The following is a 19,692-nucleotide window of genomic DNA, read 5'->3' on the forward strand; positions in this document are numbered from 1 at the left end:
ACCATTCCCCATTTCATTTGATTTTTTGGCTTATGCCATACCAGATTAAATCAACCCTGTTTGATTGGGCTGCGGTATCCTGATAGGCCCAGCCGGTTACATCCCGCCACTTTCGATCATCAGCTTCCATTGGAACAATCCCTTTTGAAATATCGGATCCTATTAAAACGATTTTTCTATGGTTATCTTCCTTTTCCCAATCAAGCCATCCCCTTAAGTAATTCTGCCATCTGGTTCGAACTTCCCTGGCATCCGATTCCTTTAACCAATCCCGGATCCAAGCCTCAATGCCCTCCAGTACAACGATTCCGCTTATGTGAAAACCATTGACTGTTTCACCCTTGTAGGCGGAGACCCACTGGTACGGAACATTCTCCAAGTTATAAAATTTCTTCACCCACCTGGACTTTCCATTAAAGGCGCCGCCCGTAACAAAGTGCATCTCTCACCCCTCCTTAACTCTTCATAATTCCAAAAAAGCTCATATCCTTTTCCAAAGGGGATCTGCCATTCCCAGAATTCTTTGCCTTCAGGACCATGCTTGCTTAACAGGTACCGGATAACACCGCTATGTGTTACAAGCGCGGCTTTCCGAATACCTTTTTCTAGCATCCTATGAATCAGCTTTTGCCAGCCCCTATCAACCCTTTCCGAAAATTCCTCGTATGTTTCCCCTCCAGGCACGCTTTCTGAAAAAGGATCTTTTAACCACCTTTTATATGCAGCATCATTTTTTAACTCTTCATAGGTTCTGCCTTCCCACTCGCCAAAATTAATTTCCCGCCATTCTATGCATGATTCAAGATTATTTCCTGGAAAGAGCATTTGAGCAGTTTGCTGGCATCTGCCTGAATCACTGGATTGAACCAAATCATAGCAGGCAGGCACTTCAGTAATTTTTTTCTTATCGATGGGACATAGAGGGGAATCCGTCCAGCCCAGGTACGCATATCGCTTATTGGCCTCTGTCAGCCCATGGCGAAATAGTGCAATATCCACACAGCCATCCATAACAAAACCTCCGTTCCTTCTACACTTGCACCCAGCACATCCCCTGTCATGCCGCCAAACCATGTTTTAGCTTTTTTTGATAGAAAAAAGAAAAGCAGCACGGTAATCATCATCATTAATAGAAGTCCAAACAGGGCTGGTTCTACTAGAAAACCTGCTGTCCCGGCAATTAGCAGCAAATAAATTGGATAGATATACAAAGTTTTACTGGAAGCGGACTGCTGAAATAAAAATCCAAGGCCTTCCTCCTTTGCGGCCTTCACCCTCATCAGCAGTATTCCCATCATCATTTTTCCGAAAAAAGGGATCAAGGCAATTAAAAAGTAAGAGACACACCTTGATAGAATGGCAATCTCATAGATAAACAGAAAGCGCGACCCCAATAAAACAATTACAGATAGGACGCCAAATGCCCCTGTTCTCGGATCACTCATGATTTCGAGCCTTTTTTTCTGATCGCGATAAGAAAAAAAGGCATCACTCGCATCCATCCACCCGTCCAAATGAATCCCGCCAGTCAGTACGATTCCTGCGAGCCAAACTGCAAATGCAGCTGCTAAAATTGAAAAAGGAGTCCATTCAAGAAAAGCATAAAGCATAAAGGCATAAAGGCTACCCTGAAACAGTCCAACTAGGGGAAATGTTCTAATCGCCTTCTCAAGATGATCCCTGTCCATCGGAAGGGCTATCGGTATCGGAATACTGGTAAAAAATTGAAGATTAATCAATATACCTTTAAGCCATATCATTGGCAGAGCTCCAATGAAAGATGATTTCCTTCAGCTTCTCCCAGTCAAGATGCTTCAGCATGCCCTCGGCCAGTTCATCGTATTTTTCATCGGCCACTGCACCCTCAGCCTCATGACTTTCAACGTTGGAGAGTGAATCCTCTACTGGGATATGATGATTTTTTATGTATGGAAGGACACCAAGTACCGGCAGCTTTGTTTTACTTTCAATCCACTGGATCCCATCCTCGAACAGCTCAGGTTTACCGTGAAATTTATTAATAATAATGCCCTGTACCCGTTGTCTCTCTTTTGGAGAAAGCAGCTCCAAAGTTCCGACAATGCTTGCAAACACTCCGCCCCTTTCAATATCGGCGACTAAAACTACCGGCACATCTGCCATCTCGGCTGCCTTCATATTGACGAGTTCTTTTTCTTTTAAATTGATTTCAACCGGGCTTCCCGCACCTTCCATAACGAGAAGATCGTAATCCCTGCTTAATTTTTCAAGGGCCATCTGAATTGTCTCCAATCCTGCTTGATAAAAAGAATCCTTATAGCACCTCCCCGTAACTGTTCCTATGGGGTCTCCAAGAAGAACAACCTCAGACTTCTGGTCATGCTTAGGTATTAATAGGATGGGGTTCATCCACTCACTTGCCGGAGTTTTTGCTGCTTCTGCCTGCAGCCCCTGGGCTCTGCCAATTTTCTTTCCCTCGTTTGTTTTATATGTGAAATTGCACATGTTTTGCGATTTAAAGGGAGCCACCCTATATCCTTCGTTTGCAAATGCCCGGCATAGGGCAGTTGCGATCAGGCTCTTCCCGACATCCGATGACGTTCCCTGAATCATAATTCCTTTCATGCCGGTTCTCCTTTCATTTGAAGCGGAATGCCTGCCTCGATCAGAAAAGCTTTCTCAGCCTTCTCCGCCATTTTTTGATGAAGACTCCCTAATAATCTTCCATATGTAAAAACAAGTTCATTTCCGCCCATAGGTTCATTCAGCACTTCATTGCTGACAACAATGAGCGTTTTGCAGTCTCGTTGAATGTGCATAATCCCCTCAAGAATATTAGCGTCTATTTGCTTTTGAACAGCCGAATCCTTCCAGCGGTCTTTCGCCAAAAACAGCTCATTGTTCAAAAGAGTTGTTAAACAGTCGAGCAAAACAATATCATTTTTGTCAAAGATCCCTGATAGCTCAGCTAGCCTAGAAGGCTTTTCCCATGTTGTCCATTTTAGGCTGCTGCTTTTTCGATCCTCTTGATGCTTTTGAATCCTTGCCTCCATTTCAGGATCATTGGCTTGCCCTGCAGCAATAAAATGGAGGTTTCCTCCTGCCTGTTTGGCTAAATCACAAGCCAGATTTTCAGCAAAAGAGCTTTTTCCGCTCCTCACTCCTCCGGAAATGAAAATGATTGGTGATTCTCCCTCCATTCTCCCATCGCCTCCATTAGCCGGTCATTATTTTCCGGCCCTTTAATTGCAAATCTTAGCCATTTTCCTCTCAATCCGGGAAAGTTCATTGTATGCCTCGGAATAATTCCTTTTTCCAGCAAATATTGAAAAAGCGGCAACTGATCATCCAACACCGGATCCTTCAGCAAATAAAAGTTCACATCTGAAGGTGAGACCGAGAAGTTGTGCTTTTGGTAAAAAAGGAATAGCCTCTTTTTCTCCTTTTGGATCACTTCCCTTGTTAAGTGAAGATGCTGTTCACCTTCCAGGCACCATTCGCCTGCTTTTAATGCAAGGGCATTGACACTCCAATGAGGCTGAATGGCTGACACTTTTTCTATCAATTCCTCATTTGCCAGCAAATAACCGAGACGCAACCCAGGTATTGCAAACATTTTTGTCATGGACCTTAAAATCATGATATATGGATTATTTTTTATATAAGGGATAATAGATTGATAGTCCTTTACAAAGTCATAAAAAGCCTCGTCGATCACCAGCAGACAATGACGCGCAATGCATGCTTCTATTAGTTCCTTTACTGCTGATTCCGGATAAAAAATACCGGTTGGATTATTCGGGTTACAGAAAAAAACAGCATCCGCATTCATAAGCATTAAAGATAACGCTTCCATATTCAGATTCCATTTATCAGGCTCCAGCTGATGATAGGTGATCTTGCAGCCATTTACTTTACAGGCTGCTTCATATTCTGAAAACGCCGGCTGAACAATTAGTACTCTTTTTCCTGCCATCATTCTGGCTATGAGAGAAATGAGCTCTGCTCCGCCATTGCCAACTAAAATTTGTGTATCTTTAACACCTGCAGCAAGTGCTAATTTCTTTTTCAAGGTTAGAGTATTTGGATCAGGGTAATCTGTGATAAAGTCAATAAGTGTACCCCATTTTTCTATTAATTCCGCCGGCGGTCCAATGGGATTTATATTTGCACTAAAATCAATCCGCTCTTCAGGCAGCAGCATATCCATCGCTGCATATAAATATTGGGGATTAGATCCGTGTGATGGCCATTTCAATAATCATCCCTCCAGCCCATATTAAAATTAAAAACGTGAAAACTGACCGTTTCATAATAGTGATAGAATCCAAGATATGTTCTTTTTCGAGGAAAACATGATGTTCACCCATTGCAGCCCGATTAGAAAGGACTCCTTTATAAAAATTAATGCCTCCAAGCTGGACGCCAAGGATTGCCGCTGTTGCTGCTTCACCCCAGCCGCTATTTGGACTTGGGTGCTTTCTTGCATCCCGAAGCAAAAGCCTCCAAGCCTCCCCCGCTGGAGTTTGTTTGGGCTTGCTGCTAAGGAGCATGCAAAACGCAGTTAATCTGCTTGGAATCCAATTGGCTGCATCATCAACAATGGCCGATGCCCAGCCAAACTTTGCATATTTCTCATTCCGATAGCCGACCATGCTGTCACATGTATTAATGGCTCTGTAAACAAGAGCGAGAGGCGCCCCGCCAATCAATGCCCAAAACAGCGGAGCGGTAATGCCATCACTCGTATTTTCTGCAACTGTTTCGACCGCAGCCCGAACAACTCCGGACTCATCCAGGCAATCTGTGTCTCTTCCGACAATATAAGAAAGCTTTTGCCGTGCATCCTCTATATCGCCCTTTCTTAATGGCTTATATACAGCCACAGCTGCTTCTTTCAGGCTCTTTTGGGCAATTGCTGCTGAAATAAGGATACCTTCCGCCAGAATGCCTGCGATCGGATGAATCTTATAACAAAGGCTGGTAAGAAACACTGATATGCCGGCTACTATAAGCAAAACGATTCCCAGCATGGCGACTCCTTTTAATCTTCTGCAGCGCCCTTGGTTAAGTGCTTTTTCGAGTGTATGTATAAAAGAACCCATCCACCTGACCGGATGCGGCCAATCTGGAGGGTCCCCAATCAGCAGATCTATTACATAAGCTAAGATAATGGCGAACAAATGATAAATAATCATTGTTTAATCCTTCTTTTCGAGTTCTGAATTGCTTCAGCTGTACTTTCATAGACACCTTTTCCAACCACTTTACCAAGTGGTGTGATGGTGCCGGCATACTCCAGCTTTTCCCCCTGCTGTGTGGCAGCCACCAAAATGCTATCAGTAGAGGTGCCGGTTGCAATCGTACCTGTTACAGCATCCATTACCTGCTGGTCTTGCATGGCCTTTGTTTTCGCTTCGGTTGCTGTCATAATACATTGGATAAAAGCTTCCTCTGTCATATTCCCATTGACAAAAACCCACGTATTGATTGTGCCTGGTGTCAGGTGATAGGAGTGCTCCTTGCTTCTGGAGGCATCTATTGCATTTCCGACTCCTGCGGTTACAACAATATAAACAGAGAAATCCTCGTCCTCATAAAGCCGGCAGCTAAAATCCTCCAAGTATACGGCTGTCATCATTCCTACTGTTTCACCAGGTTCAAAACCCTGCTTCTTTATATAGTCTGCCATCTCCAACCTATGGTCACTGCAATCATAATCCTTGCTGACATGCCTGTTGACAAAGGTCCGATTCCAGCCGGTTCCCGATCCAACGACCCCAGAGGACATGGTTCTCATAGGAATGGGTGATTGAAGGATCAGCATTTCCTCATTTTGCTGCAGCAAACTTTCATCAATACGAATAAGTTTCTGCTCATCTGCTGCGGTCTTTTCCGGCACCAGCACCATTTGCGGGGCAGGCACTCTCGGGTGCGGCTGCTTTTCAATCCTTGTTTTATAAACATCCCGGATCCGCTCCTCTTTTAAAACCTCATTTGGAACGTGATCAATATTGATTTCACCATTTTCCAGAAGCAAAAGGCGATCGCAGTATAATCCAGCCAGATTCAAGTCATGAAAAATTGAAATAACCGTCAGCCCGCAGTCCTTTGCCCAGGCTCTTAATAAATCAAGGAGTTCCTTTTGATAGCTGAGGTCAAGATGGTTGGTTGGCTCATCCAGCAATAAGATCTCAGGATTTTGCGCAAGGGCCTGAGCCAAAAACACCCGCTGCCTTTCTCCTCCGGAAAGCTGCTGGATATCCTGATCCTGAAACTTGGATATCCCAGTTTGCTCCATGACGCGGTTCACTGCTTCTTCATCCTCTATTGACCAGCTTTGAAACCAGCCTTTTTGATGGGCGTATCTTCCGAGGGAAACCGTTTCTTTGACCGTATAGGAAAATGCCTGTGAGGAATGCTGGGGAAGTACCGCTATGATTTTTGCAAGTTCCTTTGGAGAATAGTCCTTAATCGACTTGCCCTTAATCATGACGTTCCCGGATTTTACTGGGAGTATTCCGCTTAGCATCTTCAGCAGTGTGGTTTTTCCGCTTCCATTCGGGCCTAATATTCCAAAGAGCTCTCCTCTTCCCACTTCAAATGACACATTTTTTACTATGGATTTCCCGCCATATCCCCCGATCACTTTCTGAGCGCTAAGCATATTTAACCTCTTCCTTTTGTCCGTCTATTCATTAATATGATGGCAAAAACGGGAGCCCCGATTAAAGCAGTAATGACACCAATAGGCAGCTCTGTTGGCGCAATAATCGTGCGGGCCACGAGATCAGCCATTATCAGGAATCCTGCTCCAGTTAAAATTGAGAGCGGTAATAAATGCCGATGATCCGGCCCCCATATCAAACGGGTAAGATGGGGAATCACCAGCCCAACAAATCCAATGGTCCCTGAAACAGCAACTGCTGCACCCGTTAAAATCGAACCGGCAATCAGAATCATCATCTTTCTTTTTTGCACATTCACCCCAATATGCTGGGCCCTTTCTTCCCCAAATGACATGGCATTCAATTCATTACTGTTCATCAAAAGGATCAAAGAACCTATCAAAAAGAACGGAATCATGATTTTTATATAAGCCCAGCCCCGCATGGAGACACTTCCAAGCAGCCAGCTGATAATCTGCCTTAACTCTTCCCCCGTCAGCGCAATCATCAGGGAAATAAGGGCACCTAAAAAAGAACTGAAAATGATTCCTGTTAAAATAATGGTCTCAACTTTCATGGACCTTTCAATCTGTCTTGCAAAAAGCAGGACAATAAAGATCGTCAAAAAAGAAAATAAAATACTTAATAATGGCAATGTAAATATTCCTGCAAGCGGGATGGAGATATTAAAAAACAGGGTTAAAACCGCTCCAACCGATGCACCAGATGAAACACCGAGTGTATATGGATCAGCAAGCGGATTTCGCAGCAGCCCTTGAAAGGCGGCTCCCGCAATGGCGAGAGACGCTCCCACAAGACCTGCCAGCAAGACCCGCGGCAGCCGAATACTCATGACAATATTTGTGTGCATGGGGTCTGCCGCTTCAGTTGGAATCAAACGGAAAACCTCTGTCGCAATCACCTTTATAATGGTCATAGCCGGAACATTTACAGTTCCTATCGAAACGCCAAGCAGCATCGCAAAAATAAGAAAAGCAAAGGCTGCTATATAAGCTAAAACCTTATTATTTAAATGTTTCAGGGTAAACTGCTCTGGCAAGTTCCTCTACTCCTTCAATAATCCGCGGACCTGATCTGGTAACCATATCTGAATCCACATCGGTAACGTGCTCATCTTTCACAGCGCTGACATCCTGCCAGCCGTCACGATTTACGACTTCTCCCACTGGATCTTCTGTATAGTATCCATAAGTTGTTACGATTACATCCGGATTCCGCTCTACAATCGTTTCCGGATCAATTTTTACCCAGCCTTCTTCAGTTACAGCATTTTTTGCATTGATTGTGCTAAGCATTTCATCCATAAAGGTATTTTTGCCGGGTGAGTAAATCTCTGGAGCCGGAGCTACTTCGACATAAACTGACTTTCTGTTCTCCTCTTTAATATCCGCTGCTTTAGCTTTGATTTCCTCAAGCTTTTTCTTCATGCCTGCCACCAGGTTTTCCGCTTCGGCCTTTTCACCGGATGCTTCCCCGATCATCATGATAGACTCAAACACCTGGTCAAAGTTCTCAGCATTGTTTACAACCAACACCGCTATACCGGCATCCTTCAGCTGCTGCAAGCCTGCGGCAGCCAACTCTGCAGTAGACTCATGTGCCAGCACAAGTTCAGGGCTTAAAGAAATAATCTTCTCTACATTAAATTCCTGGCCGCCGATCTTTTCTTTCTCGGTTGCTTCTGACGGGTAATTATCAAAGTCGGAAACTCCTACCACTTCTTCTCCCAATCCCAATTCAAAAGCAATTTCCGTATTGCTTGGAATCAGGGATACGATTCTTTCAGGCTTTGATTCAATGATTACTTCTTCATCAAGAGCATCCTTTATCGTTACTGGAAAATCAGTTTTTCCCTCCCCAGCAGACTGTTCTTCCTTAGCGGAATCATTCTTCTCAGGCTGCTCAGCATTCTCACCGCATCCAGCCAACACTCCTGCTGCAAGCAGCAAAGTCAACAACAACGAATAAATCTTCCTCATCCTTCATTCCTCCAATACTTTTCGACAAAATTCGGGTGGTACCTGGTACCAGCAAGGTAAATAAAAAAACATCTCCTCGAATGGCAAGGAGATGTTTGTGTGGTCATAATTCTCAATTATGTATGAAGAAAAGATGGCCGGACCAAACACCTCCCTATCCTCGTAGGTTTAAGGGTGCTTAAGAATCAGGCAGGTCTCCTGGCTCATGGTCATTGCCGTTCTGCACCTTCCCATACGCATATGTACAGTGGATTTGCAGACGGCTCCCATTTACAGTGGCGGGACCGCGCTGGATTTTCACCAGCTTCCCTATTAAGTCTTCAAAAGAATAATAGCCAATGGCCTTTACTCTCTTTAAGAAGACACCTGTTCTTTCGTGCATATAAAATTTTTCTATTTCCGATTATACACCATCCAGCTTAAAATGTAAGAGAAATTTGCTGAATGTTGTAAAAAAGTTCAGCATACTATCGGGAGTAAATCTTCCATTCTCTTGTTTTCTTATCGAACACAATCTTCGCTTCACAAGGCTCCTTCACGATCGATTCATATTCGTCATACATATCATCCATATTGGCAAAATCGCCAATTATCCAAATAGGAATTTCAATTCGGACCCGATTCTGATCAATGTCCTTTATAGACAGCACTGCCCCTTCTTTCATTAATGGCTTCAGTGAAAGAAGGACGTCTCTTGAAATAGGCGGATACGTCTTTTTCTTTTTAATGCCGAGCAGCGTTTTTTCGACTTTCATTTGCCCCATTTTACCCGGGATTACTTCTCCGAGCATTCGGTAAAAATCATTCAAGTCCCTGTAATAGGTACGATTAAACCAGCCGTCATCGATGGCAAGGTACACATACCGATTACTCAAATAATTGTAAAACGGCGGCTTTAAGTGCTCTTTTACATGGCCAATATAAAGAAGCTCCGCGATTGCCTGGCCGGGAAGCTCATTTACAGCCTCCTCTTCCTCAAAATCAATCCAGCAAAAATCGCCATAGCCGTAAACATCCTCTTCCACTAATCTTCCAAGCTTGTCTCTTGACACGTAATCGAACATCGTATGCATATTGTAATCGCCATGTTCATAGCGGTGCTTCAGCAATAGCAGATTATTAATCGAATCTGAAAGGGTTTGGACAAACTCCGCAAATTCAATTCCATATGTCATAACATACTGATCCTGTTCATTAAGATGAATATAAATGAGATCACGAATAGCATGATTTCTTTTTTTCAATGGCGAAACCTCCGAACCGTTAACAAGAGTAGTATATAAAGAAAAGCGCAAGGCGCCCGCCTATGAGGAACGCAGGCTAAAAATGCCACCCTCTCAAACGCTAACGCTCTTAGTCTTGCGTGAATTCTGTCGAAGCATTACGTATGGAGCTGGACAGTTATCGAAAAAGACAGCTTCTGACTATGAAACTGTCTGCTTTAACATATGAGTATTTTCTCTTCTCTTATTGTAGCAAAAATATTAAAAAATATCTTTCCAGTTTAGAAAAATATTATTAGGTCTCCCATTTAATTTCCATATACCCGTCTTTGCACTATTTTTAAATTCACTTAGATACTTTTTCATTAAAATTCAGGCATTTTTAAGGATCCCGCACCCTCCGCTCCAAACAACACAGTTCTAATCAACAAAGTACTTAATTTATGGAACTGCAAGAAACTATCTCAAGCTTCAATTCGTCTAAAGATATAGAACAACAAATGAAACTACATCCAAACAGCCATTGTAAGGGGTATTTTTCTTTGTTAGGATAAAAATGTAAATAGGTAAAGAAACCAGGTGTGTATGAATGGATCAAACTAAAAGATTTTCAGATCGAATTGATTGGACGCTATGCTTTCTATTGCTTCTATTTTTTTTAATAAGCTGTATCGCTATATATAGCGGGCAATCCTCTGAGCAATATGCTGGCAACTTTGTGATAAAGCAAATCGTAAATTATGTAATTGGAATCATTATAGTCGCAGTTGTAATGTATTTTGATAGTGAACAAATCAGGAAACTTACCTGGTTCTTATACGGTTTTGGAATCCTATTATTATTAGGGTTGTTTGTTGCACCTGAAAGCATTGCACCCGAGCGTAAAGGGGCAACTCTTTGGTATGTAGTTCCCGGGCTAGGTTCCATTCAGCCCTCCGAATTTGTGAAAGTCTTTTTGATTATTTCTTTAAGCAAAATCATAGCTGACCATCATCAGAAATATTTGAGCAAGACACTTGGTTCAGACTTATTTCTCCTAATTAAGCTTGGAGCAGTAACATCACTCCCATTAGGATTAATTATCATAGAAGACCTCGGCACAGCCCTTGTTATTGTCGCTATTTTAACAGGGACTATTCTGGTTTCGGGAATATCGTGGAAAATCCTTGTTCCGATCTATGGCTTTCTTGGAGCCTTTGCCGGCACCATTCTCTATCTTGTTATACAGGCACCGGAGATTCTGGAGAAATACCTGGGGGTAGATCCCTACCAGTTTAGCAGAATCTACTCCTGGCTTGATCCTGTAAATCATAAACAAGGAGCGGGAATGCAGCTCTATAACTCTATGCTGGCAATCGGTTCTGGCCTGACCTCCGGAAAAGGCTTTACCGACAGGCAGGTATATGTTCCTGACGCCCATACTGATTTTATTTTCAGCGTAATCGGAGAAGAGTACGGCTTTTTTGGAGCAAGTGTTGTCATAAGCCTATTCTTTCTTCTAATCTATCATTTAACAAAAACAGCGCTGGAAACAACCGATCCATTCAATACCTATATTTGCGTTGGAGTCATTAGCATGATTACCTTCCATGTTTTTCAAAACATTGGCATGACCATCCAGGTTCTGCCGATCACCGGCATTCCGCTTCCATTTATCAGCTATGGAGGCAGTTCATTAATGGGAAACATGCTGGCAATGGGGCTAATTTTCAGCATGCACTATCACCATAAAACCTATTTGTTTTCGACAGATTCAAATTTTGTTGCAAAATAATTCCAGCAGAGTATAATAGCATTAATATATTTAGCGTCCATGATGAAGAGAGTAGCAAAGACCCCCTTCCTTAAGCGAGACAGGGATGGTGCAAGCCTGTTGGAAGTTCTTTTGCGAAGCGCACTTCGGAGATGCAGAGCTGAAACCTAAGTAGGCTTTGCCGGGTCAAGACTCCCGTTAACAGATTCTTTAAAGAGGTCCAATCAAAGTAGAATGGACAATCAGAGTGGTACCGCGGGTAATTCAAGCTCGTCTCTATTTTAGAGACGGGCTTTTTTATTTTCAGGGAGGTGTTATTATGTTGAACTTTAAAGAAATTTTCACTGCTCAATTGATATCTGTATTGGATGGGCAAACATCAGAAGAAGAGATTGCTGACTTAATCGAAATTCCAAAAAACCATGAGCATGGCGATCTGGCATTTCCTTGCTTTACGTTTGCCAAAGCATTCAGGAAATCGCCGGCCGCTATAGCAGTTGACCTCGCCAGCCAGATTAAGGCACCGCTCATTGAAAAAGCGGAATCATCCGGACCTTATATTAATGTCTTTTTTTCAAAAGCAGATGCCGGGAAAATCATAATGGATAGAATTCTCAAAGAAGAAAAAGAGTATGGGAAGCTTACAATCGGAGCCGGAAAAACAGTGGTGCTCGATTTTTCATCGCCAAACATTGCAAAGCCTTTCTCCATGGGGCACTTACGTTCGACGGTCATTGGAAATGCACTCGGCAATCTTGCTGAAAAATGCGGTTACAAGACTATTAGGATCAACCATTTAGGAGACTGGGGCACTCAGTTCGGTAAATTGATAACCGCTTATAAAAAGCGGGGAATCCCAGATAAGGTAAAAAGAAATCCAATTCAGGAATTGCTAAGCTTATATATTCGGTTTCATAATGAAGTCGAAGAGAACCCTGAATTAGAAAATGAAGCCCGCTATTGGTTCAAGGAGCTGGAGAATGGCAATGAAGAAGCTGCCAGCCTCTGGGGCTGGTTTAGAGAAGAATCATTAAAAGAGTTCCAGCGCATTTACGACATGCTTGGCATCCATTTTGATTCCTATAACGGCGAAGCTTTTTATAACGACAAAATGGAAGCTATTATAGAGGAGTTAAGCGCCAAGAATCTGCTTGTTATGTCCGACGGAGCCGAAGTAGTTCAACTTCCTGATCAGGACCTCCCTCCTTGCCTGATCAAAAAGTCCGACGGGGCAACCTTATATGCAACACGTGACCTCGCTGCAGCTTTTTACAGAAAAAAGAAATACCACTTTGATCAGTCCTTATACATTGTAGGACAGGAACAAGGCATCCATTTCCGCCAGGTCAAAAGTGTCATCAAAACAATGGGCTACGAATGGGCAGACAATATGGTACACGTCCCATTCGGCCTTTATATGAAGGATGGCAAAAAGATGTCCACCCGTAAAGGCCGGGTTATTCTTCTCGAGGAAGTTCTCAATGAAGCTGTTCTACTCGCAAAGCAAAATATAGAAGACAAGAATCCGCATTTAGAAAATAAAAAAGATATCGCCGAAGCCGTAGGAATTGGCGCCATCCTTTTCCATGATTTGAAAAATGATCGAATGAATAATATTGAATTCTCACTTGAAGATATGCTGACATTCGAAGGCGAAACCGGCCCCTATCTGCAATACACCAATGCTCGTGCCTATTCCCTGCTCCGCAAAGCGGAAGATGATGGCCATTCATCTGAAAAAGGCCTCTCTGATTCATATAGCTGGGAAATCATAAAGCTTCTCTATCAATATCCTGACAAACTTAAGAAAGCCTACCTTCACCATTCTCCATCTGTCCTGGCAAAATATTTAATTGATGTGGCCCAGGCATTTAATAAATATTACGGGCACGTAAGAATACTGGAGAAGGATACAGACATCAAAGGAAGGCTAGCACTCGTAAAGGCTGTCACGATTGTTCTCTCGGAAGGCATGCAAACTCTGGGTATGAAGGTGCCTGAACAAATGTAAAAGGAGAGGCCGTTACGGACTCTCCTTTCTCTCTTTATAACGGGACTTTGCCAGCTTCACTTTAACCAGGCTTCTTACTAAAAAGCCGCCGACAAATATAGCCATTAAAACAAGACCAGAATAGTTCAGATTTACTAATTTAAGAATAACACTGGCAACGGTTGCCATATAAAGAGCACCAAGCATATATGTTATTTCCTCGTTCTCAAAGTAGGAAGTAAGTTTTGCCCCGAGTTGTGATCCGACCAGACCGCCTGCCACTAAAGAAATGCCAATCCAATAATCAATGGAAATTGTGGATGCATAAGAGAGAAAACCTGCTGTAACGATTAATAAAATGGCAAATAAGCTGGTGCCCACTGCTTTTTTAGGCAATAATCCCAAGAATGCGACCGATAGAGGCACCATAATAAAGCCCCCGCCAACCCCCAGTGTGGTTGAAACAAAACCAGCAAAAAAGCCGATTAAAACCATCTTTATAATGGAAGGAGATTTTCCACTCCTGTTCTCTGCGCCAGATTTAGACTTCCTGCCTCTTTTCAGCATGGTAAGAGCAAAGTAAGACAGCAGGACGATATAGAACATGGGGACTGCCCACTCATCCCAGCCTCTTTCTTCCAGAAAAAACACAAAAGGCCGAGCTGCCTGTGTTGCAGCCATTCCGCTTAAGCCGAGAATAAGGCCTTGCTTCAGCAAAATATTCTTCATCTTGATATGAGCGGTAATGCCGGAAATCGAGGTTCCGATTGAAAATAGCAAACTTGTTGTAATTGCTTCTATAGGAGAAAATCCAAATAGCATTAAAGTGGGGGTCAAAATAAATCCTCCGCCTACCCCAAAGAAACCTGAGAGCACACTTATCAGTGCCCCTAGAAGAATGAATAAAAGATATTCCATAAGAAAGCCTCACTTATAAAAGTATGTACTTTTCGATGATACTATATCACTTTACCATACTCAGCAGGGTTTATAAGAATCGATCACCAGTATTTGCAGATTTTCGAACGGGATAAATATCCCAAACCCTTAACAATCCATTCCTGCATGACGGGCTGACCCGAAAAGTGGTATACTTCACATGTGTGATTATGAAAGCTATAAAGGAGAATAAAATAAATGTCTGAAATGATTCATGCAATTGAAGAATGGCTCATGGAGTATGGCGTCTTTGGCTTGTTTTTCGTCTCTTTTGCCGATTCTTCTTTCTTTCCAATTCCACCTGATGTACTGCTGATTCCAATGGGGGTTTCCAACCCGGATAGTGTGCTCTGGTACGCATTTATTACCACAGTCGCCTCCGTACTTGGCGCCATTCTTGGCTGGTTTATCGGAAAAAAACTTGGCCGCCCTGTTTTAAGATACATCATCTCTGAAGAAAGAATCCAGAAGGTTGAAGACTATTTCACGAAGTATGGCGCGATGGCGATTTTAATCTCCGCATTTACTCCGATACCTTATAAAGTCTTTACCATTTTTGCCGGAATATCAAATATTCGTTTGAGAGTCTTAGTCATCTGGTCCATCATCGGCAGAGGAGCCCGTTTCTTTTTAGAAGCAGCCATCATTATGGTGCTGGGGGCCCAGGCAAAGTCGTTTATTGAAGAAAACTTTACAATGCTAACGCTTATCGGCGGACTAATTATCCTTGTTGTTTATGTTATTTACCTTGTTATTAAAAAAAGAAATAAAACAGTGTAAATCTATCCCGGTTTAAAACCGGGCTTTTTCTTTGAACATTTCCCCTATAAAAACCTTATTTATAATTATTATAAATTAATATTGATTTTAATTAAATATTTGTTATAATGAAGTTACAAGCTAACCAAAGGGGAATATTTAAATGGAAAAATTATATTCAGCATTAAATGTTCAAATTGCAAACTGGAGTGTTCTTTATACTAAATTGCATCGTTATCACTGGTTTGTAAAAGGGCCATTCTTCTTTACACTGCATGAAAAATTTGAGGAATTATATAATGAAGCAGCTGAGGTTGTAGATGAAGCAGCTGAGCGACTGCTGGCTATTGGCGGCACACCTGCAGCAACTCTGAAGGAATATTTAAGTGTAGCTACCCTGGTAGAGTCAAATGGCGAAAGTAAAGCAGAAGACATGGTTGCCAATCTGGCTTCAGATTACAAACATTTAAAAGAACAACTAATTTCATTAGCTCAAGCCTCTGAAGACCACGAAGACCAAGTAACTGCAGATTTTGCAATCGGGCTGATTGAAAAACTTGATACTCACATTTGGATGCTAAACGCCTACTTAGGAGAGTAACTTAATATAGAAAAAGAGTCAGTGAAAAGAATCACTGGCTCTTTATTTATGTTCAGAAAAGAATACCTTTATGATCTTATAAGGGCGTAATTATTTTTCCCCAACAGCTGCTATGAGATGTTATGATTGACCTGATTAGTTCATACAACTTAGAAAGGAGTTTCCATAATGGCAAATTTAAAGTATTCTTTATTCATTTTTCTTGGCGCATGCAGTTATGGTATCTTGGCATCCATTGTTAAGCTTGGTCTTCAGGCAGGCCATACTGTTCACGAGCTGACAGGCAGCCAATATTTATTTGGGCTCCTTTTGCTATTGCTTTCATTCCCTTTTATTAAGAAAACGAAAGTTACCTTTAAACAAACAGCAGCTTTGTTAATTACGGGAGCTTCATTAAGTTTAACGGGAATTCTATATGGGCTGAGCCTTGACCGGAATCCTGCTTCTATCGCTGTTGTTCTGTTATTCCAATTCACCTGGATTGGAATACTAATAGAAGCACTTTATGAAAAAAAGAAACCAAGCAAAGCAAAACTTATTTCTTCGTTCTTGCTGATTATTGGTACAGTGTTTGCAAGCAATCTTACTGCCGGCGGCTCCGCTCCCATTAAGGCTGACGGATTAATTTACGGACTCCTATCTGCTATTACCTTTGCATTGTTTATTTTCGCAAGCGGCAAGGTTGGAAAAGGAATTCCTGGTATCCAGCGAAGCATCTTTATTACCCTTGGAGGCCTTCTTCTGGTTGCAGCAGTTTCCGGACACATTTTAATCAGCGGCGGCATACAACTGCAAGGTTTATGGAAATTCGGACTGCTGATGGCTTTATTCGGCGCCATTTTCCCGATTATTTTCTTTGCGATCGGCTCTCCACACATAGACTCTGGACTCGCCACTATCGTTGGCTCTGCGGAACTTCCAGCCGCTGTTGCTGCTGCCATGCTTCTGCTTGGAGAAAGAATCACGGAAGCACAGACCTTCGGAATTGTCCTAATCCTGATCGGAATCAGCGTTCCACAGTTTTCTTTTAAAAAAGTTTCAAAGAATCGTTATAGCACATAAGGAGGGGAAACCCTCCTTTTTCTTGAATTGATAAACGAATGAGGAGGGATTTTTTTGCTAGATACAGTTTTTAAAAAAGTAATTGATTCTGAGGAAGAGCTCCGTTTATTGCTTGGCACCCCCAGCAGGACAGCAGCCAATAAAATCATACATAAACTCGATCATCATTGCCGAAAGTTTATTGGAAAGTCTCCGATATTATTTCTCTCAACCGCTGATAGTGCGGGCAGATGTGATACTTCCCCGCGCGGTGATGCCCCTGGCTTTGTACATATTCTAGATGATCATACTATCGTTATACCTGAACGCCCCGGCAATAAAAGGATGGATTCATTGCTCAACATCCTTTCCAACCCGCATGTTGGACTGCTTTTTGCAATTCCCGGACTTGAGGAAACACTACGAATCAATGGCCATGCAAGAATTATTAGAGATTCGGAAATTTTAGAACAAATGGCAGCCTATGGAAAGAATCCAATTCTGGGAATAGCTGTTGAAGTGGAAGAATGCTATATTCACTGCGCAAAAGCCTTTAAGCGATCTAAGCTTTGGGACCAAGGCCATTGGCTGGATAAACAAGATTTGCCTAAACCCTCGCAAATCCTTGCTGACCATGTCAACCTGCCTGGTCTTGACAGTGAAAAAATTGAAAACGCCCTTTTGGAAAGCTATGAGAAGAGGCTCTATTAGGGGCTATAATGGGTTTTGCGTTTATATGGCAATTTTCGCGAAAAAACGATTTATACATAGGTTTTGGACTTGTCCAAAGCCTTTTTTCTATATATAAGTCCATCTGAAGAGTCTATTTAAATCCTAATTAAGCATTCACTCTGTTTACTCCAAAAAGGATTGGGTATATGAAAGTATGCAAAAATACAATTTCTTTAAGGAGTGAACAATTTTGGACAATAATCGGTATTGGGGCGGGTTTGATTACCTTTTGGCCAAGCTGCCTGATTTATTATTAGCACTTTTAGTTTTATTAATTGGATGGGTTATCGCAAAAGCCATAGAAAAGGCCGTTTTAAAAGGACTTCGTAAAACCAGCCTGGATGACAAGGTATTCCCCGATAAAGCAAACAGAAAATATTCATCCGAGAAAATTATCAGTAAGATCATTTACTACCTTCTGCTAGTATTCGTGTTCATCTTATTCTTCAATATTCTTGATCTGGATATTATCGCAACTCCACTAGTGGGCATGTTCTCCTCTATCATGGCTGCAGTTCCCAGCATTTTAAAAGCAGCTCTTATTCTCTTATTTGCATGGCTTATAGCTTCCGGTCTCAGCTTCTTAATTAGAAAAGGCGGAAAAACGCTAAAAGTTCATGAAAAATTGGATAAATGGAATTTAACCGACAATAAGGAGCAGCCTTCCAGTGTAATCGATAAGGTTGCAAAAATTGTTTTTTATCTTGTTTTGCTTATTTTCCTGCCAGCTGTATTGAGTGCATTAAACCTGAATGGCATCGCTGGACCGTTCACCGGCATGCTGGAAAGTATCCTGGCATTCTTGCCTAAGCTTTTGGCAGCAGCCCTTATTTTATTAGTAGGATGGTTTGTTGCAAAAATTGTGCGAGATATCGTAACGAATTTCCTGCAGGCAATCGGAACTGAGAAATTAACGAAAAAACTTGGCTTAACTCGTTTATTTGAAGGGACAAGCCTTGCTTCTGTAATTGGTACAGTTGTTTTCGTACTAATTTTAATCCCAACAGTAATCGCTGCGTTAGAACAATTGGATATTGAAGGCATCTCCGGGCCAGCCATTGCGATGCTGAATGACGTTCTGACCATGCTGCCGAATATCGCCGTAGCCATTTTCTTTGTGCTGATTGGTGTATGGATCGGAAAATGGATCCGAAAGTTTGTTTCCAGCCTATTAGAACGCATCGGATTTGATTCTTACTTCTCTGGAATGGGATTAAACAAATCTGCTGCAACAGGCAGCGGTTTGACCTTCTCCCAGGTTATCGGCTATATTGCTGAAGTCATTATTGTCCTCTTGTTTGTTGTTCAGGCCCTTAATATACTTGGTCTTGATTTCTTAGTGACACTTGCAACTGGCGTTATTGCTTACCTGCCTCATGTCATTGCGGCTCTCGTTATTCTTGGAGTCGGCTTATGGCTCGGCAGCCTTGTGAAAAAGCTGCTTAGCACAGTGCTTCAAGGACCGCATTATAAGTTCCTGGCAAACGTTGCGCAAGCAGCCATAGTCGCCATCTCCATCTTTATGGCACTTGACCAGCTTGGTCTTGCAGCCTCCATTGTCAATGCTGCCTTTATTCTAACACTTGGCGCATTGGCACTTGCCTTCGGCCTATCATTTGGCCTTGGCGGAAAAGATTTTGCTGCCAAGTACCTTCAAAAGCTTGATCGTAAAATTGAAGAGACAACCATTAATAAAGATGCAGATACAAAAAGTGTGATGAAAGAAGCAATGCCTGAGAAGAAACCAGGCAGCACTGCCTCTGCCCCTACTAACGTAGATAAACCGATTAATCCATCAAGCCCGGATCCGACCAGAAATCCGGCTAATGATCCATTAAATCCACGCAATAATCGCATGGATGAAAACAATGGGCCGATGAAACCATAAATCATGCCAAGTGAAGCACGTCCAAAAGGACGTGCTTCACTTTTATTTTTCTGCCTTTACCCTTCACAAAATCAAAAAAATTAAGTACAATACTAATACCAATAAAACCAATAAGAAAG

19 protein-coding genes, 1 riboswitch and 1 other annotated feature are annotated in these 19,692 nt (G+C 42.3%); of the genes, 7 read left to right on the forward strand and 12 right to left on the reverse strand.

The genetic code is table 11. The features are described 5' to 3' along the window. Window positions 1-13: 13 nt before the first annotated feature. From AC3ZVC_RS03340 to AC3ZVC_RS03390, 11 genes are all read right to left on the reverse strand, one after another. Window positions 14-442, reverse strand: coding sequence for a bifunctional adenosylcobinamide kinase/adenosylcobinamide-phosphate guanylyltransferase (locus tag AC3ZVC_RS03340; RefSeq protein WP_490066252.1), 429 nt, complete (start codon window positions 440-442; stop codon window positions 14-16). Beyond that, window positions 394-1,011, reverse strand: a complete 618-nt coding sequence (locus tag AC3ZVC_RS03345) for a histidine phosphatase family protein (protein ID WP_490066253.1) — start codon at window positions 1,009-1,011, stop codon at window positions 394-396. The genes AC3ZVC_RS03340 and AC3ZVC_RS03345 overlap by 49 nt, the downstream gene beginning before the upstream one ends. Continuing rightward, window positions 969-1,760 (reverse strand): adenosylcobinamide-GDP ribazoletransferase, encoded by a 792-nt coding sequence (cobS, locus tag AC3ZVC_RS03350; RefSeq protein ID WP_490066254.1) that lies wholly within the window; start codon window positions 1,758-1,760, stop codon window positions 969-971. The genes AC3ZVC_RS03345 and cobS overlap by 43 nt, the downstream gene beginning before the upstream one ends. After that, on the reverse strand, window positions 1,747-2,604 hold the full coding sequence (locus AC3ZVC_RS03355; RefSeq protein ID WP_490066255.1) for a cobyric acid synthase: 858 nt from the start codon (window positions 2,602-2,604) through the stop codon (window positions 1,747-1,749). Before AC3ZVC_RS03355 ends, cobS begins: the two co-directional genes overlap by 14 nt. After that, window positions 2,601-3,179 carry a bifunctional adenosylcobinamide kinase/adenosylcobinamide-phosphate guanylyltransferase gene (locus AC3ZVC_RS03360; RefSeq protein ID WP_490066256.1) on the reverse strand — a complete coding sequence of 193 codons (579 nt, stop codon included), beginning with the start codon at window positions 3,177-3,179 and terminating at the stop codon, window positions 2,601-2,603. Before AC3ZVC_RS03360 ends, AC3ZVC_RS03355 begins: the two co-directional genes overlap by 4 nt. Next, the gene (gene cobD / locus AC3ZVC_RS03365) at window positions 3,137-4,237 is read right to left on the reverse strand and encodes a threonine-phosphate decarboxylase CobD (protein ID WP_490066257.1); all 1,101 of its coding nucleotides are present in this window, start codon (window positions 4,235-4,237) and stop codon (window positions 3,137-3,139) included. The genes AC3ZVC_RS03360 and cobD overlap by 43 nt, the downstream gene beginning before the upstream one ends. Further along, window positions 4,212-5,177, reverse strand: coding sequence for an adenosylcobinamide-phosphate synthase CbiB (gene cbiB / locus AC3ZVC_RS03370; protein ID WP_490066258.1), 966 nt, complete (start codon window positions 5,175-5,177; stop codon window positions 4,212-4,214). Before cbiB ends, cobD begins: the two co-directional genes overlap by 26 nt. After that, on the reverse strand, window positions 5,174-6,646 hold the full coding sequence (locus AC3ZVC_RS03375; RefSeq protein ID WP_490066259.1) for a heme ABC transporter ATP-binding protein: 1,473 nt from the start codon (window positions 6,644-6,646) through the stop codon (window positions 5,174-5,176). The genes cbiB and AC3ZVC_RS03375 overlap by 4 nt, the downstream gene beginning before the upstream one ends. 2 nt (window positions 6,647-6,648) lie before the next feature. Further along, window positions 6,649-7,626: a FecCD family ABC transporter permease gene (locus AC3ZVC_RS03380; protein ID WP_490068811.1), complete on the reverse strand. Its 978-nt coding sequence runs from the start codon at window positions 7,624-7,626 to the stop codon at window positions 6,649-6,651. Between the two features lie 46 nt (window positions 7,627-7,672). Continuing rightward, on the reverse strand, window positions 7,673-8,647 hold the full coding sequence (locus tag AC3ZVC_RS03385) for an ABC transporter substrate-binding protein (protein ID WP_490066260.1): 975 nt from the start codon (window positions 8,645-8,647) through the stop codon (window positions 7,673-7,675). 171 nt (window positions 8,648-8,818) lie between these two features. Further along, a riboswitch (cobalamin riboswitch) is annotated at window positions 8,819-9,004 on the reverse strand. A gap of 110 nt (window positions 9,005-9,114) precedes the next feature. Then, window positions 9,115-9,891: a hypothetical protein gene (locus AC3ZVC_RS03390; protein WP_490066261.1), complete on the reverse strand. Its 777-nt coding sequence runs from the start codon at window positions 9,889-9,891 to the stop codon at window positions 9,115-9,117. 568 nt (window positions 9,892-10,459) lie between these two features. Between AC3ZVC_RS03390 and AC3ZVC_RS03395 the strand changes: the two genes are divergently transcribed. Both AC3ZVC_RS03395 and argS read left to right on the forward strand, forming a co-directional pair. Then, a complete protein-coding gene (locus AC3ZVC_RS03395; RefSeq protein WP_490066262.1) occupies window positions 10,460-11,644 on the forward strand; it encodes an FtsW/RodA/SpoVE family cell cycle protein in 1,185 nt (394 codons plus the stop codon). 30 nt (window positions 11,645-11,674) lie between these two features. Beyond that, window positions 11,675-11,904: a binding site (T-box leader), on the forward strand. A gap of 41 nt (window positions 11,905-11,945) precedes the next feature. After that, complete coding sequence (gene argS, locus AC3ZVC_RS03400) at window positions 11,946-13,634, forward strand: arginine--tRNA ligase (RefSeq protein ID WP_490068812.1); 1,689 nt, start codon at window positions 11,946-11,948, stop codon at window positions 13,632-13,634. 12 nt (window positions 13,635-13,646) lie between these two features. On the opposite strand, the gene AC3ZVC_RS03405 is transcribed toward argS, so the two are convergent. Next, window positions 13,647-14,531 carry a sulfite exporter TauE/SafE family protein gene (locus tag AC3ZVC_RS03405; protein ID WP_490066263.1) on the reverse strand — a complete coding sequence of 295 codons (885 nt, stop codon included), beginning with the start codon at window positions 14,529-14,531 and terminating at the stop codon, window positions 13,647-13,649. Window positions 14,532-14,750: 219 nt separating this feature from the next. On the opposite strand from AC3ZVC_RS03405, the gene AC3ZVC_RS03410 reads away from it, so the two are divergent. The 5 genes from AC3ZVC_RS03410 (at window position 14,751) to AC3ZVC_RS03430 (ending at window position 19,573) form a co-directional block, all read left to right on the forward strand. Further along, window positions 14,751-15,332: a YqaA family protein gene (locus AC3ZVC_RS03410; protein WP_214724255.1), complete on the forward strand. Its 582-nt coding sequence runs from the start codon at window positions 14,751-14,753 to the stop codon at window positions 15,330-15,332. 142 nt (window positions 15,333-15,474) lie between these two features. Continuing rightward, entirely contained in the window at window positions 15,475-15,912 is a 438-nt protein-coding gene (locus AC3ZVC_RS03415) for a Dps family protein (protein WP_490066264.1), read from the forward strand. 168 nt (window positions 15,913-16,080) lie between these two features. Beyond that, window positions 16,081-16,974: an EamA family transporter gene (locus tag AC3ZVC_RS03420; protein ID WP_490066265.1), complete on the forward strand. Its 894-nt coding sequence runs from the start codon at window positions 16,081-16,083 to the stop codon at window positions 16,972-16,974. A gap of 48 nt (window positions 16,975-17,022) precedes the next feature. Next, window positions 17,023-17,664, forward strand: a complete 642-nt coding sequence (locus AC3ZVC_RS03425; protein ID WP_490068814.1) for a pyridoxamine 5'-phosphate oxidase family protein — start codon at window positions 17,023-17,025, stop codon at window positions 17,662-17,664. Window positions 17,665-17,875: 211 nt separating this feature from the next. Then, window positions 17,876-19,573 (forward strand): mechanosensitive ion channel, encoded by a 1,698-nt coding sequence (locus AC3ZVC_RS03430; RefSeq protein ID WP_490066266.1) that lies wholly within the window; start codon window positions 17,876-17,878, stop codon window positions 19,571-19,573. Window positions 19,574-19,692: the final 119 nt, after the last annotated feature.

The sequence above is a fragment of the Cytobacillus sp. C11.1 genome (assembly GCF_058145115.1).

Excerpts from the sequence above, each read along its gene's own strand:
- AC3ZVC_RS03340 (WP_490066252.1), bottom strand. The coding sequence starts at position 442 with ATGCACTTTGTTACGGGCGGCGCCTTTAATGGAAAGTCCAGGTGGGTG.
- AC3ZVC_RS03345 (WP_490066253.1), bottom strand. The coding sequence starts at position 1,011 with ATGGATGGCTGTGTGGATATTGCACTATTTCGCCATGGGCTGACAGAG.
- cobS (WP_490066254.1), bottom strand. The coding sequence starts at position 1,760 with ATGATATGGCTTAAAGGTATATTGATTAATCTTCAATTTTTTACCAGT.
- AC3ZVC_RS03355 (WP_490066255.1), bottom strand. The coding sequence starts at position 2,604 with ATGAAAGGAATTATGATTCAGGGAACGTCATCGGATGTCGGGAAGAGC.
- AC3ZVC_RS03360 (WP_490066256.1), bottom strand. The coding sequence starts at position 3,179 with ATGGAGGGAGAATCACCAATCATTTTCATTTCCGGAGGAGTGAGGAGC.
- cbiB (WP_490066258.1), bottom strand. The coding sequence starts at position 5,177 with ATGATTATTTATCATTTGTTCGCCATTATCTTAGCTTATGTAATAGAT.
- AC3ZVC_RS03375 (WP_490066259.1), bottom strand. The coding sequence starts at position 6,646 with ATGCTTAGCGCTCAGAAAGTGATCGGGGGATATGGCGGGAAATCCATA.
- AC3ZVC_RS03380 (WP_490068811.1), bottom strand. The coding sequence starts at position 7,626 with ATGCTGCTTGGCGTTTCGATAGGAACTGTAAATGTTCCGGCTATGACC.
- AC3ZVC_RS03385 (WP_490066260.1), bottom strand. The coding sequence starts at position 8,647 with ATGAGGAAGATTTATTCGTTGTTGTTGACTTTGCTGCTTGCAGCAGGA.
- AC3ZVC_RS03395 (WP_490066262.1), top strand. The coding sequence starts at position 10,460 with ATGGATCAAACTAAAAGATTTTCAGATCGAATTGATTGGACGCTATGC.
- AC3ZVC_RS03405 (WP_490066263.1), bottom strand. The coding sequence starts at position 14,531 with ATGGAATATCTTTTATTCATTCTTCTAGGGGCACTGATAAGTGTGCTC.
- AC3ZVC_RS03410 (WP_214724255.1), top strand. The coding sequence starts at position 14,751 with ATGTCTGAAATGATTCATGCAATTGAAGAATGGCTCATGGAGTATGGC.
- AC3ZVC_RS03415 (WP_490066264.1), top strand. The coding sequence starts at position 15,475 with ATGGAAAAATTATATTCAGCATTAAATGTTCAAATTGCAAACTGGAGT.
- AC3ZVC_RS03420 (WP_490066265.1), top strand. The coding sequence starts at position 16,081 with ATGGCAAATTTAAAGTATTCTTTATTCATTTTTCTTGGCGCATGCAGT.